Source organism: Ekhidna sp. (assembly GCF_965227465.1).
Classification (GTDB): domain Bacteria; phylum Bacteroidota; class Bacteroidia; order Cytophagales; family Cyclobacteriaceae; genus Ekhidna.
Genome location: NZ_OZ245746.1, coordinates 3344157 through 3361881 on the forward strand (window position 1 = coordinate 3344157; position 17725 = coordinate 3361881).

Consider the following 17725-nt stretch of genomic DNA (forward strand, 5'->3'; position numbering starts at 1 on the left):
GTGCGTTATTTTAACGCAAAGGGATAAGCTATATTTGCAACGGTTATTTCTAACGCGAATTTCTCACAAAATCTTATGAGTTCAAATATTTATGTTGTGATTATGGCAGGCGGAAGTGGAACACGCTTTTGGCCATACAGCCGAGATAAGAAACCAAAACAGTTTTTAGATGTATTAGGGTCAGGTAGATCTCTATTACAAATGACTTTTGATCGATTCAAAGGAATCACGACCGAAGATAAAATTTGGGTGGTGTCTAATGATAAGTATGAGGGGCTCATCAAAGAGCAACTGCCTGAGATAGAAAGTCATCAAATTTTACTGGAAACAGAAAAGAGAAATACTGCTCCTTGCATTGCATATGCAGCTTATAAAATCATGAAAAAGGATCCAAACGCCGTTCTGGTAGTAAGTCCTTCGGATCATGTCATTTTTAAAGAAAAAGAATTTAATGAAGTGATATCCACCTCCATCAAGGGTGCTTCGGATGATGAGAAATTAATCACGATTGGAATACGGCCTAACCGCCCTGAAACTGGATATGGCTACATTCAGTATATAAGCGAGCCTGGTGTAGAAGTGAAAAAAGTAAAAACCTTCACTGAAAAGCCCGAGGCTGATTTAGCTGTTAAGTTTTTAGAAAGTGGAGACTTTCTATGGAACTCAGGAATTTTCGTTTGGTCAATCCATTCTATCATTAATGCTTTTGAAAAACATGAAGAGGAAATCGCCAGTCTTTTTGCCGCAGGGCTTAATGAGTATTTTACCGACAATGAGCGATCTTTTATTAAGAAAACATACAGTCAGTGCAAAAATATTTCTATTGATTATGCGATCATGGAGAAATCCGAAAACGTATTCGTAGTACCTGGAGATTTCGGATGGTCAGACCTTGGATCCTGGAACGCCCTCCACGAAATAAAGGATAAGGATGTGAATGAAAATGTTGTTGAGGGGTCAGTGATGGTCTATGATGCTAAAGACAATTACATCAAAGGCACTAAAAATAAACTTACAGTTGTACAAGGTTGTGAAGGTCTACTCATAGCTGATTTTGATGACGTTCTGTTGGTGTGCAAAAAAGAAGATTCTTCGATTTTCAGGGACTTTATAACAGACGTAAAAACTGAAAAAGGAGAAAAATTTGTTTAATCGTTTCGTTGACGCTGAACTTCATATAGCGCCATACCAGCTGCAACTCCTACATTCAGAGACTCAATAGCTCCTGTTAATGGCACTTTAGCGACCTCATTGGAGATCTGAATCAATTCTTCGGAAATGCCGCTTTCCTCCGAACCCATAATAATGGCAGTTGGCCCGGTGAAGTTTACTTTATCCAGCGTAGTTTTCGTTTTCTCCGAACAGGAAACAATGTTTATTCCTGATTCCTGTAGAAATCTTGCTGCATCGAGTAGGTTCTTCTCTCTGCATACCGGCAAGTAATTAAAAGCACCTGCAGATGTTTTTACTGCATCCTCATTGATCTGGGCTCCACCCCTGGAGGGGATCACAATCCCATGAACCCCTAGACATTCTGCCGTTCTTGCAATTGCACCAAAATTTCGAATATCAGTTATTTCATCTAAAATGAGAATAAGTGGATTTTTTCCTTCTTCATAAAGCTTTGGCACCAAATGTTCCAGCGTATGATATTGAACCGGAGAAATGAGTGCAACTACTCCCTGATGATTTTTTTTAGTGAACTTATTAATTCGCTCAACCGGCACTTTTGAGATTGGTGTCGATGTTTGATGAAGCTCAATCATCAGCTCTTTGTACAAATCGCCTTTCAAGCTCTTCTGTATAAAGACTCGCTCCATATGCTGCCCTGATTTAACGGCCTCAATAACGGTACGTATGCCGTAGATAATGTCGGATTTTTTATTCATTAGATTCCTCGACGCATCGCCGCTATTTGGGTAAACCACTTTTCCTCCAGATCCTTATTTCTGCGAAGAGTATAAGTTTTTGGCGCAAAAAAAGTCGAGATAATTGTAAACTCAAAAGCCGATCCCTCATCATAGTACCATTCTTCAGAATTTCCTGTTCGATAAACTTCATCAGGCGTTCCAAAAACGATGTACATCATTCCTCTATCTGACTTCCATCCCGGCTTAAAGTCGGTAAATAATTTATTGGATCTCTCAACCAAATTATAGTATTTCCGAATCGCATTTCTGGCACGAGATTTTGTGGCGTAAGTATTCATCCAAAAAGAATCGAAGGATTGTTTTGGGTTCTTAGACTTCAGAATCGATTTTTTTTCTTGCTCACTCATTAAGTAGAACATGGATTCAATTAACTCTACCAATTTTCGATATCCAGGAAAATATGGCGGAGTATTTAAAAGAGTTACACCAACTGAGGCAAGTGAATCTTTCCTGACGGTGTAAAAGCAATTTTCCTTAAAATTCGCTTCCCTATCAAAAACAAAAGAAGAATCTAAGTTTACCTGAGGTGCTAAGGGTTTCATGTCAGCCATTGGGGGATCAGCTGGTAGAAATGCATCCTCATACTGCATTGCTAAAAAAGATTCGTTTCCAACCCAGGTATGTCCAGATCGGTTGATGTAGTTTTCAAGGATCGGGATGCCATTTTCATTCACAGGATAGACACTTGGATAAGATAATGATCCAATTTTTAAACTGATATCGTAATACAAGAATTTTTCCGGTTTGAAAAATTTGATAACCAAAAGGTTTTCTTCGATATTAGGTAGTGATGCTTTTATTAGTACCTGACCTTCAACGTTGATTAACGTATCTACATTGGATAATTGAATGATCCTATGGGTCTCAGATTCATATCCATCCTGAACTAAAAATTCAAATTCCCAACCTGAAAGTGAATCTGACAAAACCTTTAAAAAAACAATATTACCCTCCTCAGATTTTGCTACTCTGTGTATCATTCTGACATCAAAATTTACATCATACTGCCAAGCAACGTTAACCCGACTGAAGTTTATTGCTTGTGCTGAAATCACACAGATGATGAGGAATATCCCTAATAATATTGAAAGCTTTCTCATGAGGAATCCAAATTAGCTATATAATTGATTTTCTTTGTGCTCTTTAAACAAAAATCATACGTTATACCATCATATGAGTGTGTACACTACAGAAATTGCTTCTGATAAAATTCCATCAGATAACGTAATTCATCAACGATTACTTGCTGCTTATTACCAGGCTAAACCTTTCATAAAAGGCGATTTGCTTGAGCTAGGATGTGGCGAAGGTCGAGGCGTAGAATTACTCGCTCCACACGCTGACTCATACATTGGCATTGACAAAATCAAAACGGTTATTGATAATCTGGAAAAAAAATACCCTGATTATCAATTCATGAGTGGCGTGTTTCCACCCTTCCCATTTGAGGACAACTCATTTGATTGCATTGTTACGTTCCAGGTTATTGAACATGTAAAGGATGATGAGGGATTTATCAGAGAGATTTATCGGGTGTTAAAGCCTGGAGGGACGGCCATGATTTCCACTCCAAACAGAAAAATGACCCTTTCCAGAAATCCATGGCATGAGCGTGAATACACGGCAGATGAACTAACGAAATTGTGTAAAAAGCACTTTAATAAAGTAGAAATGAAGGGTGTCGCCGGAAATGAAAAAGTTTTGAGCTACCATGAGAGAAACCGAGCTTCAGTCCAGCGAATTATGCGATATGATTTCTTTGATCTTCAACATAAGCTTCCTGCGGGCATGTTAAGAATACCTTATGATATTCTTAACAGAATGAATCGAAATAAACTAAAATCAACCGATGATGAGTTAGTGAAATCAATCACTGTAGATGATTTTAGTTTGAGTGATCAGGATGAACAAAACCTTGATCTATTCTGTTTTATTACTAAATAATCTATACTATCGATTTGAATTTTTAGTAAAAATTAAAAAAGCAGAATTTTATGTCGGAAAAATTAATATCAGAACTTAATCAGCTTCTTTCAGACTTTCATATCTATTATCAGAATACAAGAGGTGCACATTGGAATATTAAAGGTCCAAGGTTTTTCGAATTACATGCAAAATTTGAAGAGTTGTATACTGAAGCACTCACAAATATTGATGATATCGCTGAACGCATCTTAACAATAGGTGGACGACCAGATCATACATTGGAAACTTATCTGAAAAAATCAAACATCAAATCAATACAGGATGAGTCTAACGATGAGGTATTGGTGAAAACTATAGTAAGTAATCTGACCACACTTGTAGCGCAAGAAAATAAAGTGAAAGAGTTGGCCGTTGAAACTGGTGACAATGAAACGGAAGACATGATGATTGGGCTTGTTAATGCACAAGAAAAAACTCAGTGGATGTTTAATTCGTGGTTAGGTAAGTGATCAAAAATTATACAACATATCTAAAATACCTGCTGGCTTTTTTTTTGGTAGCAGGTATTTTTATTTCCTCCCCAGCCCAAAACAAGAAAAAAAGACGGAAAATTGAGTCTGTCATAAAAACAGGCCGATCTTATATTGGCGTTCCATATAAATGGGGAGGCATGTCACGATCAGGCATTGATTGCTCAGGGTTGATTTACAATTCTTACAAAACAATTGGAGTGAATCTCCCACGAACTGCCAAAGAACAATCTAAGACTGGTAATAAAAAGGGTTGGAATGGCATACGCGAAGGAGATCTTGTCTATTTCAAGTTTAAGAAAAAAGGCAGTAAGTGGTTTCATAGTGGCATGATTACCTATGTGGGTAATGATAAGATACTATTTGTGCATGCCTCTTCGTCTAGCGGAGTAGTGGAATCCAATCTATTAAGTGACTATTACAAAAAGAATGTGAAGAATTTTAGGAGGGTGATAAAATAAAAAGTGGAGCTAGCCGGTCTCGAACCGGCGACCTCTACACTGCCAGTGTAGCGCTCTAGCCAACTGAGCTATAGCCCCAGAGTCGGCAAATATAGTCGGATTGTTTATTTAAAAAGACTTTGAATTTCTTCTGGTATCCGTTTCAACTTTTGAGTCGCTCGATCAATTAAGCACCAATTGGATTTAACTTCAACTAATAGGACGTCCTGTTTATAGATTTTTACGACTCGATCCGAAAAAGGGCCTCTGTAACCATCGACAAAAGTTTTTATCCTTATTTCATCGTTTAAAAAAGCTTGATTGTGATACACGACATGGTGTGATCGCACCATCCAGAAATATTTTTCATTGATCTCTGCCGTAATCTCTGAAAGCCAATGTTCACGTGAAATATCTAAGGCCCACTGCATGTACACCAGATTATTCACATGGTCATTGAAGTCGAGGTGATCGTTGGTTACCGTTATCTTTTTCTCGAAAAGCTTCATATGCCAAATCTACCACTCTAGGATGATCATCAGGTTTGGTGCAAACCCAATGGCTTCTCTGTCCACAAATCCATCTCTGCTCCTGTACACTCGATCTGTCAGGTTAGATTCGTTTAAAGAATTGATAATTGACAGGCCGAAAGATGCACTCCATTTTCGCTGATCTGTTCGAGGTATTTTGTAGGAAGCTGAAATATCCAATGAGTGAACACTTGGATATCTTTCCGGTACGTCTTCGAACGGATTACGCGGCGGAGGACCAGAAGGGGGTGGGCCGGATCCAGGTGGAGGCCCTGCTTTGAATATAGACTCTGCATATGCAATATCAAGGGAATATGCATATAGACCTGAAGCATATCTCCATCCGGCAGAAATTTTCCAACGATTTTTCTTAAAAGCTCCACCTGTATACCAAACATGTGGCTGAACAAACTTTGACTTATAGCTGACCTGATCTGTCGTATCTATTGCGATCTTAGAATCATGGTAGGAATATCCGGTCCATAGGCACAGATCTTCTGTTACTTGCTTTTTTAGCAATAAGTCAACACCATAAGTTTCCTGTTCCATGGTGTAATAATCCTTATCCGGATTCAGTCTTCTATCTTCATAAATAGTGACATCATTTGCATTCTTATAAAATGCCTCTACATCAACAATCCATTTGTTAACATCAATTACTCCTCCAAACATGGACTGTGACCCCCGAATGATAAATCCGGATTCGTCATCCGCAAGCGTCCATAGTTCGTTATCGAATCCGCCACTGGAGTACTCCAGGTTTTTCACTTGACTCAAAAATTGATTGTACCATCCGTGAGAACCCTTCAAAACGATTCGATCGGTTAAATGATAGTTGAACAGAACCCTTGGAGAAATACTGAAATCATTCAAAGCACTATAGTAAGTGCCCCTAAAACCGACCTGAAAAACCCATTTGCTCCATCCATAATATTCAAAGTTTGCAAACGGCGCAATTGTATTAGATATGACTGTTTTTTGTATTTTATAAATCGAAGAATCTCTTAGCTGATTTTGGTAATTGGTGGATACGTTTTGCCACTTATAGTCCAACCCAAACTGAAAACTGGAATAACTACTTTCTTTTGAAAACTCGTGGATTACATTGAAATCATCAATGCTGTTGTTAGAAAGAAAAGGCTCCACATCTTGTGCTAAAGTGTTTACCTGAAATTCAAAATCGTAGTTAGAATAAGTAGTACTAAAATTTGACTCCCACCCTTGCCCCAAATTTGACTCCCAGAAAAGGTTAGCTCCGGTATTTACATACCTGTTATCATTCGATCTAGGTTTTAGATTAGGAGGAGTGACTGGTAAAAAATTGATGTCTGAAAAAGTATGAAGAACTGACAATCCAAGAAGGTTTCGTTTATCTACCTGATATGACAACTTACCATTGTAATCGCTAAAGCCTACCTCCACCCTATTAGTCAATAAACCTTGTTGGGTAACGAGGGAAGTGCCCGCAAAGACAGATTCAGATATTTCTTCCAGTTTAGGCGACTTAAAAGTTCTTGGATATGAGTTTCGAATACTGAGAGAACCTGTTAGCTTTTCTGAAAGTTTGAGTTTTCCATAGCCCATAGCAAACAAGGTGTTTGCTCCCAACCCGTATTTGGACCTTTCTATAGCGTCATCAGAATTTATTACGATAGCGCCACCCACACGGTCACCTAATCTCGGGTGAAAACCACTCCGATATACCTCCACATCATCTACAATTTTTGGATTGTATGGCGAAATAGTACCATAATAGTGCCCACGATGGTAGACCGGGATGTTATCAAAAAGAATCAGTGTCTGATCTGTCTCGCTTCCACGAATAAAAATATTTCCTGCTCTTCCATCCGGATTGGTAATGCCTGGAAGCGCTGTGATTGAGGCGAAAATATCCCCATCCGTTTCGCCAGGAAGCAATGGAAGATCATCGACATCTATTTGTATCTGTTGCTTATAGGGAAGCATGTTGATGCCTTTCGTTAAATAATCTTCAACCACGACAGTACCTAACCGTCGAGTGGTCAAACCGAGACCGACTGTCATGGTTTTTTGATTGAAAAGATCTTTGACTCCTATTGGAGTTGATTTATATCCCTGGCTAAATATTAGAATCTTATCCATGTGATCCGGTTTATAATCGAACTCCCAAAAACCATTATTATAGCTTGTGGGGATGGCTGCATCATTTACTATCACCTGGACACCAAAGGATTCATCAATGATAGATCCATCCAAAGAATCGGAAACAGCCATTTTAAAGGTCGTTTCCGTCGCGCTTATTGTATAGTACTTATCATCTATTCTTTCAACTTTTAAGGGAAGTCGACTCTCAATTTCTCGGCTGAAGCGCGTAAAGTCCCTTACCGTAAAAAAAGCATTATCATCAATCAAACCAAGTAGTTCAGCGTCAAATGAAAAAGTGATTTCATCATTTTTTTCATATGCCTCAATTACTTCAAAAAAAGTTTTTGAGTCCGCCTGAGCACATAATGACAAGATTGTCAAAATAAACAATGTAAAAACTAAGAAGCGCATGTAAATAGTTTAATTCCCTTTAGATAAAGTCATTTTTTTTCCATACACTGTGTAGTCGATCTTAAAAGGACTAAAAACAAGTTTCAGAGCAACATCCAGTTGGTTATTTGGGATGGTACCGGTGAATCTTCTTGTTATTTCAACGTTCCCCTTATCTATCGTAATTCCGTAAATTTTTTCCAGGTTTTTGATTACCTGGCTAAGTGGCGCATTTTCAAATTTTGTCTGATTTTGCAGCCATCCCGGTTTGGTATTGGTTATTGTTCTTTTATTTTCCCACCGGCCTTTAAAGAAAAGATATCCTTCACCTCCTGAAATAATCACTGATTTAGATGCTTTTTTAGGCTTTGCACGCACCCTACCCTCAAAACAAACCACATTGAGCCCCTCCTCGAAATCATCCACCTCGAATGTGGTACCCAGAACCTCTACCGTTCCAACAGAAGACTCCACAGTGAATGGCATTCCCTTTTCAACTTCAAAAAGTGCTTTTCCTCTCAATTTTAGCTTTCTGCTAGCACTTTCTGATTTAAGCCTCTTCTCTTTCATTGCAACAACTTTTTCCCATTCTTCTTCATCCCAGGATATTTCCGAATTAGGTGCTAGTGTAACATTGGATCCATCTGGTAATTCAATGGATCTGACTTCCCCAATTTGAGAGGAAAAAGTTACGGTGCTGTCACCCATGATCACCCAGAAATAAGAAACAATGGACAATAAAATTATAGCAGCTGCCGCATAGCTAAACCATGGCCTCATAGATCGCACTTTTGCCTTTGGTAGGGCTGTGATTCCTTTTGGATCAAATAAATGCTGAGACTGGTCCGGTACCCATTGATCCACTTCACTTACGATCCGGATATATTTTAATGCCTCCTTCCGTCCGATTAGCGCAATAAGCTCATCATCTGTGATCTCACCGTTCAGCCATTTTGATAAGTTTTCTTCCATAGTTAGAATGTCTTGACCTTATAAAGAGCAAGTAACAATAAACCCTCCATCAAACTTTTAGATTTGAGAGCTCATCCAAATTATCCTTCAAGGCTTTAACCGCAGTGCTTAAATGCTTCTCCACAGTCTTAATGGAAATATCCATTAGCTCAGCAATTTCTCTGTTTTTATACTTATCAATTCTACTCATCAGGAAAACAACTCGCTGTTTCTCCGGTAAGGAGGATACTGCTGTTTCTAGTCGCTCTTTAAATTCGCCTTCTTCATATAGAAACTCCGGATTTTGCTCCATTTGACCTTCTGATCGATCCATACGGTATTCAAATTTTAGCACTACTTTTTGATGATCGTAATGATCAAGAAATAGTCGATTTGCCGTGGTGAACAAAAATCCTTTCACCTTGTCAAGGGCTACTTTGGCACAGTTGTTCCATAATCTTATAAAGGCTTCTTGGGTAAAGTCCCTCGCTTTTTCTAAATCACCAAGCTTATAAAAAAGGAAATTCCTGATCTTCAATTCATGGCTGGTGTACTCCTGATGGAAGACTTGTTCCTCACAAAGTTTTGGCTTCACTTAATCCTTAATTTTGTTGCTTAATCCTGCAGCAAAAGTAACGCATTGATGAGAGTACCCATAACTAAATGATGTGCGTGCTAACCGAATGATAACCTCATTATTCAAAATCTTTTGTGCATGCATCCGATCATTGTAGCAATACGAAATGAAAGTGAAGTAGGGTTTTTCTCTCACATTCCTTTTTTATTCAACACGAAATACAAGCATAAACATCATGAGCTTATTCAAGATTATCCAAAATAGAGAGACTTTCACGAAGCTTCACCCAAATAATAAAGATTTGTTTTCTTCCCTCTCTTTTCACAACGAGCAAGCGCTTACAGCTGAAATACCCCAGCAGCAAGCTGTCCGTTGATATGATCTTGTTAATAGTCTTTGGGATCGTGAGTCTTTTGAGTCTAATCATTTACATAAAAAAGAATTCTAACCTGCCGGAAAAAATCAAGTTCCAACAAAAAAGGTAGGGTATTAAACTTCATTCCCGTCATATTTCAAAACCTACTAACATGAAACAATTCCATTTTACAAAAATCACCTCCTTCATCGTACTAATTTTTATTCTTCCATCATGTGGAGAGGATGAGGATCCTGTTGTTGATGAAACCTCCTATACCGTAAGTATCGATGGAAATTCTGAGGCCGCTGAAAGTGATAATACAGGTTTCAAAGTAACACTCAACCCTGCTAACGATTCAGGTAATGATTTAACAATTAGTTATGTCGTATCAGGCTCAGCAAGTTCAAATATGGATTATGAGGCACTAAACGGCACAGCATCATTAATTGATGGAGAATCGGAAGTAAGTGTCCCAATTATCATTATAGATGACAGTGAAAAAGAAGATGATGAAACGATAATTATCACACTTTCATCTACAGGGCTAGCTTCCAATGTGAGCTTGGGTTCTTCGTCAAGTTTGACGATAACAATTACAGACAATGATGATAACTCATCTGGCTCATGTGCCAATGACAATTCAATCTCCAACCAAAATGTTGCTTGTGACCTTTCACCCAATATTGAGAATACATACGATGACAATACGGTTAATCAGAATGGTCTGCGTGAGATTGTAACCAATGGAGTGCCAAATCATGATTACGCAAACCAGCTTTCCGGACAAGGGGTAACACTGAGTACTTCTACAAAAACCTATTTTATTGCCGGCGACCCTGCAAAGTCTGCAACTACAACCTCGATTACGAACGATCAAAATCGACCTAACTATCGATTTGGAATCGCTAAAAATGGAGTTCCACTAGATCCTGCTCCCGCTGAGCCATTCATTTTTGAAAACACCAACACTGGTGAGTATAACTGGGACTGGGTTTTTGAACCAACTAACAATGCGGAATCGGTAGGACTTGACTGTGCTTTTGCTCATGTGCAGCCAGATGGAACTTATCACTACCACGGTAATATGATTGAATATGCGAACACATTGCTTGCTGGATTGGGAGATGGTAGTGCCACTCCATCAGAAGCGATACAAATTGGGTGGGCAGCAGATGGTTTCCCTGTCTATTATAAGTATGCGCCAACAGCAAATGGAAATGAGATAGAACAGCTTGCATCAGGTTATGCGCTTAAACCGGGAGAACGCCCAGGTAATGGTGTGACTGAGCCTTGCGGTGAGTACAATGGGAAGTATACGAATGATTATGAGTGGTCAGCTGCAAACGGAGATTTGGATGAGTGTAACGGGATTGACAGGTCGGTTACGATTGAAAACGAAACCTATGAATACTTCTATGTGATTACAGAGGAATTTCCAGTGATCCCAAGATGTCTTGTTGGCACGCCTGACAACACCTTTAAACTTGGCATGTAATCATGAGAAAGTTAATCAGTATTCTATTATTAAGTTCTTTCTATTTCGGATTTGGCCATGATATCAAAATGGCCATGTTCGAAATATACGAAGGGAAATCAGGTTTGGAAATGACTGTCACTGTAGACAAAGAAGATTTTTACAGCGCACTGTCTGAAGAGTTCCCTACTAAAATTCAAGAACATGAAATCCAAGATTTAGCCTTTGAATACCTGGAAAGTAGGGTGTCGATAAAAGTGAATGGAGCATGTACTTCATATAGCATTCATGAAATTGAATTTGGAGATTTAAATATCCACTTGAAAGGCTCCTTAAATCTTGAAGTTGATAATGTTCAAAAAGTTACCATCTCCAACACCTGTATGATTGATCTTTTTGAAGATCATGACAACATCGTAAAACTTCGTCTAAATGATCGAAACCGATCATTCAGGATGCATAGAAATCGCACATCTACAGAAGCTATCTATTAATAAAAAAACATGACCAGATATTTAATTATAGCATTTTGCTCGCTAATGCTTTTAGGGTGCAGTGAAGATTTGGATGAAGATATCATCGACAGTTTTTCCGCCTCTGTGAGCATTGCTTCTACTCCTTCATCTGTTGGAGAAGATGCCGGAACGATCTCGATATCTATTGCTCTCAGTCAGCCCAATACTTCTGGATTTGACCTTCCCATACCACTTTCTTTTTCAGGCACAGCAACAATAAATGAGGATTATTCTGTCAATGAAAGTTTAATCATCATCGGAGCAAATGAATCAGAGGTATCACTTGATGTCAATATTTCTGACGATTCGGAAGTCGAAGGTGATGAGACATTTGATGTGTATCTTGGAAATTTACCCGAGGTATTAACCGAAGGATCAAAAACTTCTGCCTCAATCACATTAATTGATAATGACACTCATGTCAATCCTGATATTGTAATTGACTTTGGATCGGCTACAGGTAATACGGTAGCTGTTAATGGCTGGACAAATACTGAAGCAGATAGCTATTTGGTAGTTATTAATACAGAGGATTCGTTCTCCGAATTTAGTGATCAGACAAGTCAGCTGGCTAGCACCACATACATTGGCTATGGGGAACAGGTGATTTATAATGGTCCACCAAGCAGTCCTGTTGAAGTTTCACTGTTGTCGTCAAACACTCAATATTATTTCAAAGTCATACCTAAGACCGGTTCTGTTTATGATAATTCTCAAAGTAGTGCAAGTAACTCAACAAATAACTGCGTCACAACCAGCACAACCGAAAGTCAAGTTTGCTTTGATATTGCTTCTGATTTGAGAACGATTTCATCTAATCAATTAGCCAATCATGAAGTGGGAAATTTTCCTAACGCAGACCCTACTCCTATTGAAGTTACCCGTGAGCTGGATTTGTCACCAACTTATACCGGTCAGGCCATATATGTGTATGATGAAACAGGACCACCTACTCCATCTAATGATAATTTCTGGCAGTTTGGTATAGCTACCAATGGTGTGGAATTTCACCCGATGGGACTTAAACCATGGGAAAACCCCAATACCGGTGAAGAAAACTGGGAATGGCAAGCCAAAGTCACAGATCAGGATGAAACACATCTGGATGCATATGGAGCACACGTAACTTCACAAGGACTTTATCATTATCATGGAGACATAGTTGGACTCGCCGGAGAGGAAGACGGATCAAGTCATTCACCGATCTATGGCTTTGCAGCAGATGGATTCCCCATTTATTACAAATACGGATATGCTGTTTCAGATGATCCAACAAGTGGGATAATTGAACTAAAGAGTAGCTATCAATTAAAAAGTGGCGCTAGAATCGGCAATGGCACAGCAGGCACAGATTATCCCAATGGCAACCACGATGGCACCTACATTCAGGATTTTGAGTATATCTCTGGGCTTGGCGACCTGGATGAGTGTAATGGTAGAACCGGAGTTACACCCGAATTTCCAGAAGGCACTTACTACTATGTCATCACGTCCGACTTCCCAGTCACTCCAAATTGTTTCTTTGGTACCCCTGCAGATGACTGGAAAATTGGTAAATAGATATTTAGCAAAATACTAAGGCGGAGCATCCATTCCCGGATGCTTATGGAGCGGCTCGTGGTGGGGCCGCTTTTTTTCTGTTAGAAAGTCTTAAAGGTAATCACAATCTACGAGGATCTTAAAAGCAATATTATAACCACCACCAAACCTTATTTTGGTTCGATTTCCTAAATTGTCAATTTCCTACAGCACTTTAAAATGAAAAATGTGATTCGTCTGCAGATTCTTCTACTATTCATTACCCTTATTTCATTTGCTGTATTTGGTCAGCAAAAGCCTTTGTTTGAAGTCAATATCAATAAATCTGCACAATCTGAGGCTACTTTAGAAGAAGTTCAACAGCTCATACTTGAAAACTATTACTACGATGGGGTTACTCAAAGCGATTTAGACTGGGCAGCCATTGAAGGAATTCTAAGACACATTTCTCCCCCTCAATCACCTGAATTGGCCACTCTTTGGACCGATGAAGAATATGAAAAAATTCTCAACTCACTTAAAGGTATTAAAGTCACTCTGGGCTTTAATAGCACGTTCAACGCAACTGATGGTAGCCTCACAGTTACTTCGGTTTTAGATGGGTCTGAGGCAAAAAATAAGTTGGCTGTCAATGATCGGATATTAAGAATAGATGATGTTTCCTTAAAAGGGAAGTCCATAAATGAAGTGAATCAGCTATTAGATGGTGAAGTGAATCAAACATCCGCACTGAAGGTGGTACGAGACATTGAAATCTTTGATGTGAACCTCTCTCGCGACTCTCTCCGGGTTGAGAACCTGATTGTCACTAAAATCCCAAATAATGACATTGCATTCATCGAGCTTAAGAAAATCACATTGGGAATGGCAGAAGAGCTACAAAAAGAAATTGAAGATTTCAGATCAGAGGGAATTACCAAAATCATTTTGGACCTTAGAAACAATACGGGAGGGGTCTTGAATGAAGGTGTGAACATCGCTAAGTTGTTTATGCGGAAGAATGACATTGTACTTCGCACTCAGAATCGATCCAATGGTGTTACTAATTATGTGGCAGACAGGGATCAATTCTATGACCTTAAAATAGCTGTATTGATTAATGAAAATACTGCCTCTGCAGCCGAAATTATAAGTAGTGCGCTTCAAGATCATGATCGAGCTGTGTTGATAGGAAAGAAGACGTATGGAAAAGGGGTAATCGAGACCACATTTACTCTAAAAAATGATTATCGGCTCAAGTTTATAACCAATGCTATGTATAGTCCCAAAGGTGTTTCATGGGAGTCAAATGGGATACTTCCTGATTTTTATGTCGATCAATCTCAAGCCAACTATAAAGAGGTGGTAGCATTAGATATAAGCGATCGTCTTCGAAGGGATTTACACCTGAGTACCGCATTAAAGCTGTTGAAGTAAATGGACTCACGAATTAAAGAGCTTATCGATCTGAATTTCGGAAAATACACTTCCATTTCCGAGGCAGCTTATGAATATCTTTTTGATAACTATCACTTAAAAAAATGTCTCGCTCGAGAGATGATTGTAGAAAGTGGCAATCGCGCCAAATATTTCTACTTCGTTCTCTCTGGCGTTCAAGCGCTTTATTTATTAAATGAAAAAGGGGAGAAAGTAATTCTTGGATTCTCTTTTCAAAATTCCGTTTCAGGCGCGTTTGATTCATTTATTTCTGGCAAGCCCTCTCACTTTTTTCTTGAAGCACTTACGCCTTCGGAAATGATCGGTATTACAAAATCGAAATTTGATGAGCTATTCGAGAGGTTTCCTGAATTCTATAGGTGGAGAGCTCATTTCATGGAAGAAATTCTCCTTGGAAGAATATCGAGAGAGGTTGAAATGATGACGCTTTCGGCAAAGGAGCGGTTTGATGCTTTCATAAAAAGGTGTCCACCTGAACTACTTCAAATCCCTCAAAAGTACCTTGCCAGCTACTTAAGTATGAAGCCTGAGACTTTCAGTCGCCTTAGAGCCCTTCGTGATTAATTGATATAGATCAATTTTTTTAATCTAGAAATGAAGGAGTTTTGAATATCAAAAAACAACAAAAGGACAATGGAAGTCAACTACGAGAAAATGCTGAAAGATTCTAACCAGATCAAAAATTACATCAAAACTGAAATCGCAAGCCTTGAAGATCAACTGTTAACCAAAAAAGAAAGTGAGAAAAAATGGTCTGCATTAGAGGTAATAGAACATCTAAATAAAGTTTATGATGTATACCTTGATAACTTTAATCAGGCAATCGATCGGGCTGAGGAGCTCAATGACAATGAAACAACTGATATGCAACGTACCATTCTAGGGAGGTTATCTATTTATGCAAATAAGCCAAAGGGCAAGAAAAGAAGATTCAAAATGAAAACATTTGATTTTTTTAGACCTGCTGTTGTGCCTGAGCAAGTACATTCGATCATTGATGTGTATCTCCAGAAGAAAGAGACATTCAACAATTTGATCAGGCGAGCAAGAACCAAAGATCTTAAAAACGTGAAAATACCAACTGCATTAGGGGAAAAAGTGAAATTCTATATTCCAGAATGCTTTGAATTTATCCTTGCCCACGAACAAAGACACATGGTTCAAATTCAACTGGCTATTGACAAGGCAAAGTGAAGAAAACCAACTATTGACAGATGAATAAATGACAATCATCATATTCACTATTACTCTATAGGACTATTTTGCCGATCAAATTTAACCGCGATATGAAAAGCAACGAAAACCCAGATCTCAAAATTGCTCAATCAATCACCCCTCAGCCTATCAACGAAATAGGTAAAAAGCTTGGACTCACAAATGGCGAAATTGAGCAATACGGGAAGTATAAAGCCAAAATTCCTCTTTCATATATCGATGAAAAGAAAGTAGCTAAAAATAAAATGGTTTTGGTTTCGGCTATTACCCCGACCCCCGCAGGAGAGGGGAAAACAACAGTCAGTGTTGGACTTGTGGATGGCCTTAATAAAATAGGGAAAAAGGCGATAGCAGTATTGAGAGAGCCTTCTTTAGGGCCGGTATTTGGTATTAAGGGGGGAGCAACCGGAGGTGGTTATTCTCAATTAATTCCAATGGAGGACATCAACCTCCATTTTAATGGTGATTTCGCTGCAATCGAGAAAGCCAATAATTTATTGTCTGCATTGATCAATAACAATATTTATAGTCGCTCCAGAAACCTGGGTATTGATCCTCGAACTGTCAAATGGCGATGGGCCATGGATATGAATGATCGTTCACTAAGGCATATCGTGACCGGGCTTGGTGGCAAGCAAGGTGGCTTTCTACAAGAGTCGGGTTTTAACATAACAGCCGCATCAGAGATTATGGCTATCCTATGTTTAGCCAAAGATTTTTCTGATTTAAAAGAACGAATGGGAAATATCTATGTTGGAGACACATTCTCAGGAGACGCTGTATTTGCTAAAGACTTAAAAGCGCATGGTGCAATGGCAGCACTTTTGAAAGACGCGATAAAGCCCAATTTGGTCCAAACACTTGAAGGTAATCCGGCAATCATCCACGGTGGCCCTTTTGCCAATATTGCTCAGGGCACTAATTCGATAATTGGAACTAAGATAGGATTATCACTTGCTGAATATACTGTCACAGAGGCAGGATTTGGTGCTGACCTGGGAGCAGAAAAGTTTTTCAATATCAAGTGTAGAGCCGGAGGACTTTCTCCAAGCGCAGTAGTTCTTGTGGCTACAGTAAGAGCCCTTAAATACCACGGTGGAGTAGCTAAAACTGAGCTTAAATCACCTAATGTAAAAGCTGTAAAAGATGGGTTGGTGAACTTGGAAAAACATATTGAAAACATTCAATCCTTTGGTGTTCCGGTGGTGGTCGCCATCAACAAGTTTGTCTCCGACACATCAGATGAACTGAAAACCATACTGGATAGATGTGAAGAGTTGAATGTTCCAGTAGATTACTCAGACGGATGGGCAAATGGTGGCGAAGGAATGAAAGACCTGGCCTCTAAGGTGGTTGATGCAGCAGAAAGCTGTACTTCTACTTTCAAACCTACATATGAATTAAATATGTCTCTTAAAGAAAAAATTGAAGCTATTTCTGAACAGATTTATGGGGCCAATAAAATCACTTATAGCCCAAGTGCGGACAGCATTTTGAAAAGAGCTAAAGATTTAGGATTTGAAAACTTTCCGATTTGCATGGCTAAGACGCAAAATTCGTTCTCTGATGATGCTTCATCTTATGGGAGGCCAACCAATTTTACCATTAATGTGAGAGAGGTGGAGATTGCAGCAGGAGCAGGATTTATTATACCAATAACTGGCAAGATGCTTCGAATGCCTGGTCTGCCGGCAGTGCCTGCGGCCGAAAATATTGACATAGATGGTGAAGGAAATATTTCAGGTCTATTTTGAGGGCCGAATTTCTATGGGCCAGAATACAAAGTGT

General features: G+C 39.0%; 17 protein-coding genes and 1 tRNA gene. 11 read left to right on the forward strand and 7 right to left on the reverse strand.

Annotation, left to right across the window (positions count from 1 at the left end):
* Nucleotides 1-75 precede the first annotated feature (75 nt).
* Nucleotides 76-1152 (forward strand): mannose-1-phosphate guanylyltransferase, encoded by a 1077-nt coding sequence (locus ACO05G_RS14860; RefSeq protein ID WP_421763458.1) that lies wholly within the window; start codon nucleotides 76-78, stop codon nucleotides 1150-1152.
* On the opposite strand, the gene rlmB is transcribed toward ACO05G_RS14860, so the two are convergent.
* Both rlmB and ACO05G_RS14870 read right to left on the reverse strand, forming a co-directional pair.
* The gene (rlmB, locus tag ACO05G_RS14865; RefSeq protein ID WP_421763459.1) at nucleotides 1149-1889 is read right to left on the reverse strand and encodes a 23S rRNA (guanosine(2251)-2'-O)-methyltransferase RlmB; all 741 of its coding nucleotides are present in this window, start codon (nucleotides 1887-1889) and stop codon (nucleotides 1149-1151) included. The genes ACO05G_RS14860 and rlmB overlap by 4 nt on opposite strands.
* A complete protein-coding gene (locus ACO05G_RS14870) occupies nucleotides 1889-3031 on the reverse strand; it encodes a GWxTD domain-containing protein (protein ID WP_421763460.1) in 1143 nt (380 codons plus the stop codon). Before ACO05G_RS14870 ends, rlmB begins: the two co-directional genes overlap by 1 nt.
* Before the next feature lie 73 nt (nucleotides 3032-3104).
* Between ACO05G_RS14870 and ACO05G_RS14875 the strand changes: the two genes are divergently transcribed.
* From ACO05G_RS14875 to ACO05G_RS14885, 3 genes are read left to right on the forward strand one after another with little or no spacing between them, the layout of a single operon-like run.
* Nucleotides 3105-3875, forward strand: coding sequence for a class I SAM-dependent methyltransferase (locus ACO05G_RS14875; protein ID WP_421763461.1), 771 nt, complete (start codon nucleotides 3105-3107; stop codon nucleotides 3873-3875).
* A 50-nt stretch (nucleotides 3876-3925) separates the two neighbouring features.
* A complete protein-coding gene (locus tag ACO05G_RS14880; protein ID WP_348281847.1) occupies nucleotides 3926-4366 on the forward strand; it encodes a DNA starvation/stationary phase protection protein in 441 nt (146 codons plus the stop codon).
* Nucleotides 4363-4848 carry a C40 family peptidase gene (locus ACO05G_RS14885; RefSeq protein WP_421763462.1) on the forward strand — a complete coding sequence of 162 codons (486 nt, stop codon included), beginning with the start codon at nucleotides 4363-4365 and terminating at the stop codon, nucleotides 4846-4848. Before ACO05G_RS14880 ends, ACO05G_RS14885 begins: the two co-directional genes overlap by 4 nt.
* A gap of 4 nt (nucleotides 4849-4852) precedes the next feature.
* Here the strand turns inward: ACO05G_RS14885 and ACO05G_RS14890 are convergent.
* The 5 genes from ACO05G_RS14890 to ACO05G_RS14910 form a co-directional block, all read right to left on the reverse strand.
* Nucleotides 4853-4926: transfer RNA gene (locus ACO05G_RS14890), tRNA-Ala, on the reverse strand.
* A 26-nt stretch (nucleotides 4927-4952) separates the two neighbouring features.
* Nucleotides 4953-5336, reverse strand: coding sequence for an acyl-CoA thioesterase (locus ACO05G_RS14895; protein WP_421763463.1), 384 nt, complete (start codon nucleotides 5334-5336; stop codon nucleotides 4953-4955).
* 9 nt (nucleotides 5337-5345) lie between these two features.
* Nucleotides 5346-7892, reverse strand: coding sequence for a TonB-dependent receptor plug domain-containing protein (locus ACO05G_RS14900; protein WP_421763464.1), 2547 nt, complete (start codon nucleotides 7890-7892; stop codon nucleotides 5346-5348).
* A 9-nt stretch (nucleotides 7893-7901) separates the two neighbouring features.
* Nucleotides 7902-8843, reverse strand: a complete 942-nt coding sequence (locus ACO05G_RS14905; protein WP_421763465.1) for a FecR family protein — start codon at nucleotides 8841-8843, stop codon at nucleotides 7902-7904.
* A 49-nt stretch (nucleotides 8844-8892) separates the two neighbouring features.
* Complete coding sequence (locus ACO05G_RS14910; RefSeq protein WP_421763466.1) at nucleotides 8893-9417, reverse strand: RNA polymerase sigma factor; 525 nt, start codon at nucleotides 9415-9417, stop codon at nucleotides 8893-8895.
* Nucleotides 9418-9926: 509 nt separating this feature from the next.
* Here ACO05G_RS14910 and ACO05G_RS14915 point away from each other — a divergent pair.
* The 7 genes from ACO05G_RS14915 to ACO05G_RS14945 all read left to right on the forward strand — a co-directional run bounded on the left by ACO05G_RS14915 (nucleotide 9927) and on the right by ACO05G_RS14945 (nucleotide 17691).
* Nucleotides 9927-11252, forward strand: coding sequence for a YHYH protein (locus ACO05G_RS14915; protein WP_421763467.1), 1326 nt, complete (start codon nucleotides 9927-9929; stop codon nucleotides 11250-11252).
* Nucleotides 11253-11254: 2 nt separating this feature from the next.
* Complete coding sequence (locus ACO05G_RS14920) at nucleotides 11255-11725, forward strand: DUF6702 family protein (protein WP_421763468.1); 471 nt, start codon at nucleotides 11255-11257, stop codon at nucleotides 11723-11725.
* Between the two features lie 9 nt (nucleotides 11726-11734).
* Nucleotides 11735-13306: a YHYH protein gene (locus ACO05G_RS14925; protein WP_421763469.1), complete on the forward strand. Its 1572-nt coding sequence runs from the start codon at nucleotides 11735-11737 to the stop codon at nucleotides 13304-13306.
* Between the two features lie 198 nt (nucleotides 13307-13504).
* On the forward strand, nucleotides 13505-14701 hold the full coding sequence (locus tag ACO05G_RS14930) for a S41 family peptidase (RefSeq protein ID WP_421763470.1): 1197 nt from the start codon (nucleotides 13505-13507) through the stop codon (nucleotides 14699-14701).
* Nucleotides 14702-15286 (forward strand): Crp/Fnr family transcriptional regulator, encoded by a 585-nt coding sequence (locus ACO05G_RS14935; RefSeq protein ID WP_421763471.1) that lies wholly within the window; start codon nucleotides 14702-14704, stop codon nucleotides 15284-15286.
* Nucleotides 15287-15355: 69 nt separating this feature from the next.
* Nucleotides 15356-15916 carry a DinB family protein gene (locus ACO05G_RS14940; protein ID WP_421763472.1) on the forward strand — a complete coding sequence of 187 codons (561 nt, stop codon included), beginning with the start codon at nucleotides 15356-15358 and terminating at the stop codon, nucleotides 15914-15916.
* A 92-nt stretch (nucleotides 15917-16008) separates the two neighbouring features.
* Nucleotides 16009-17691, forward strand: coding sequence for a formate--tetrahydrofolate ligase (locus tag ACO05G_RS14945; RefSeq protein ID WP_421763473.1), 1683 nt, complete (start codon nucleotides 16009-16011; stop codon nucleotides 17689-17691).
* The last annotated feature ends 34 nt before the right edge of the window (nucleotides 17692-17725 follow it).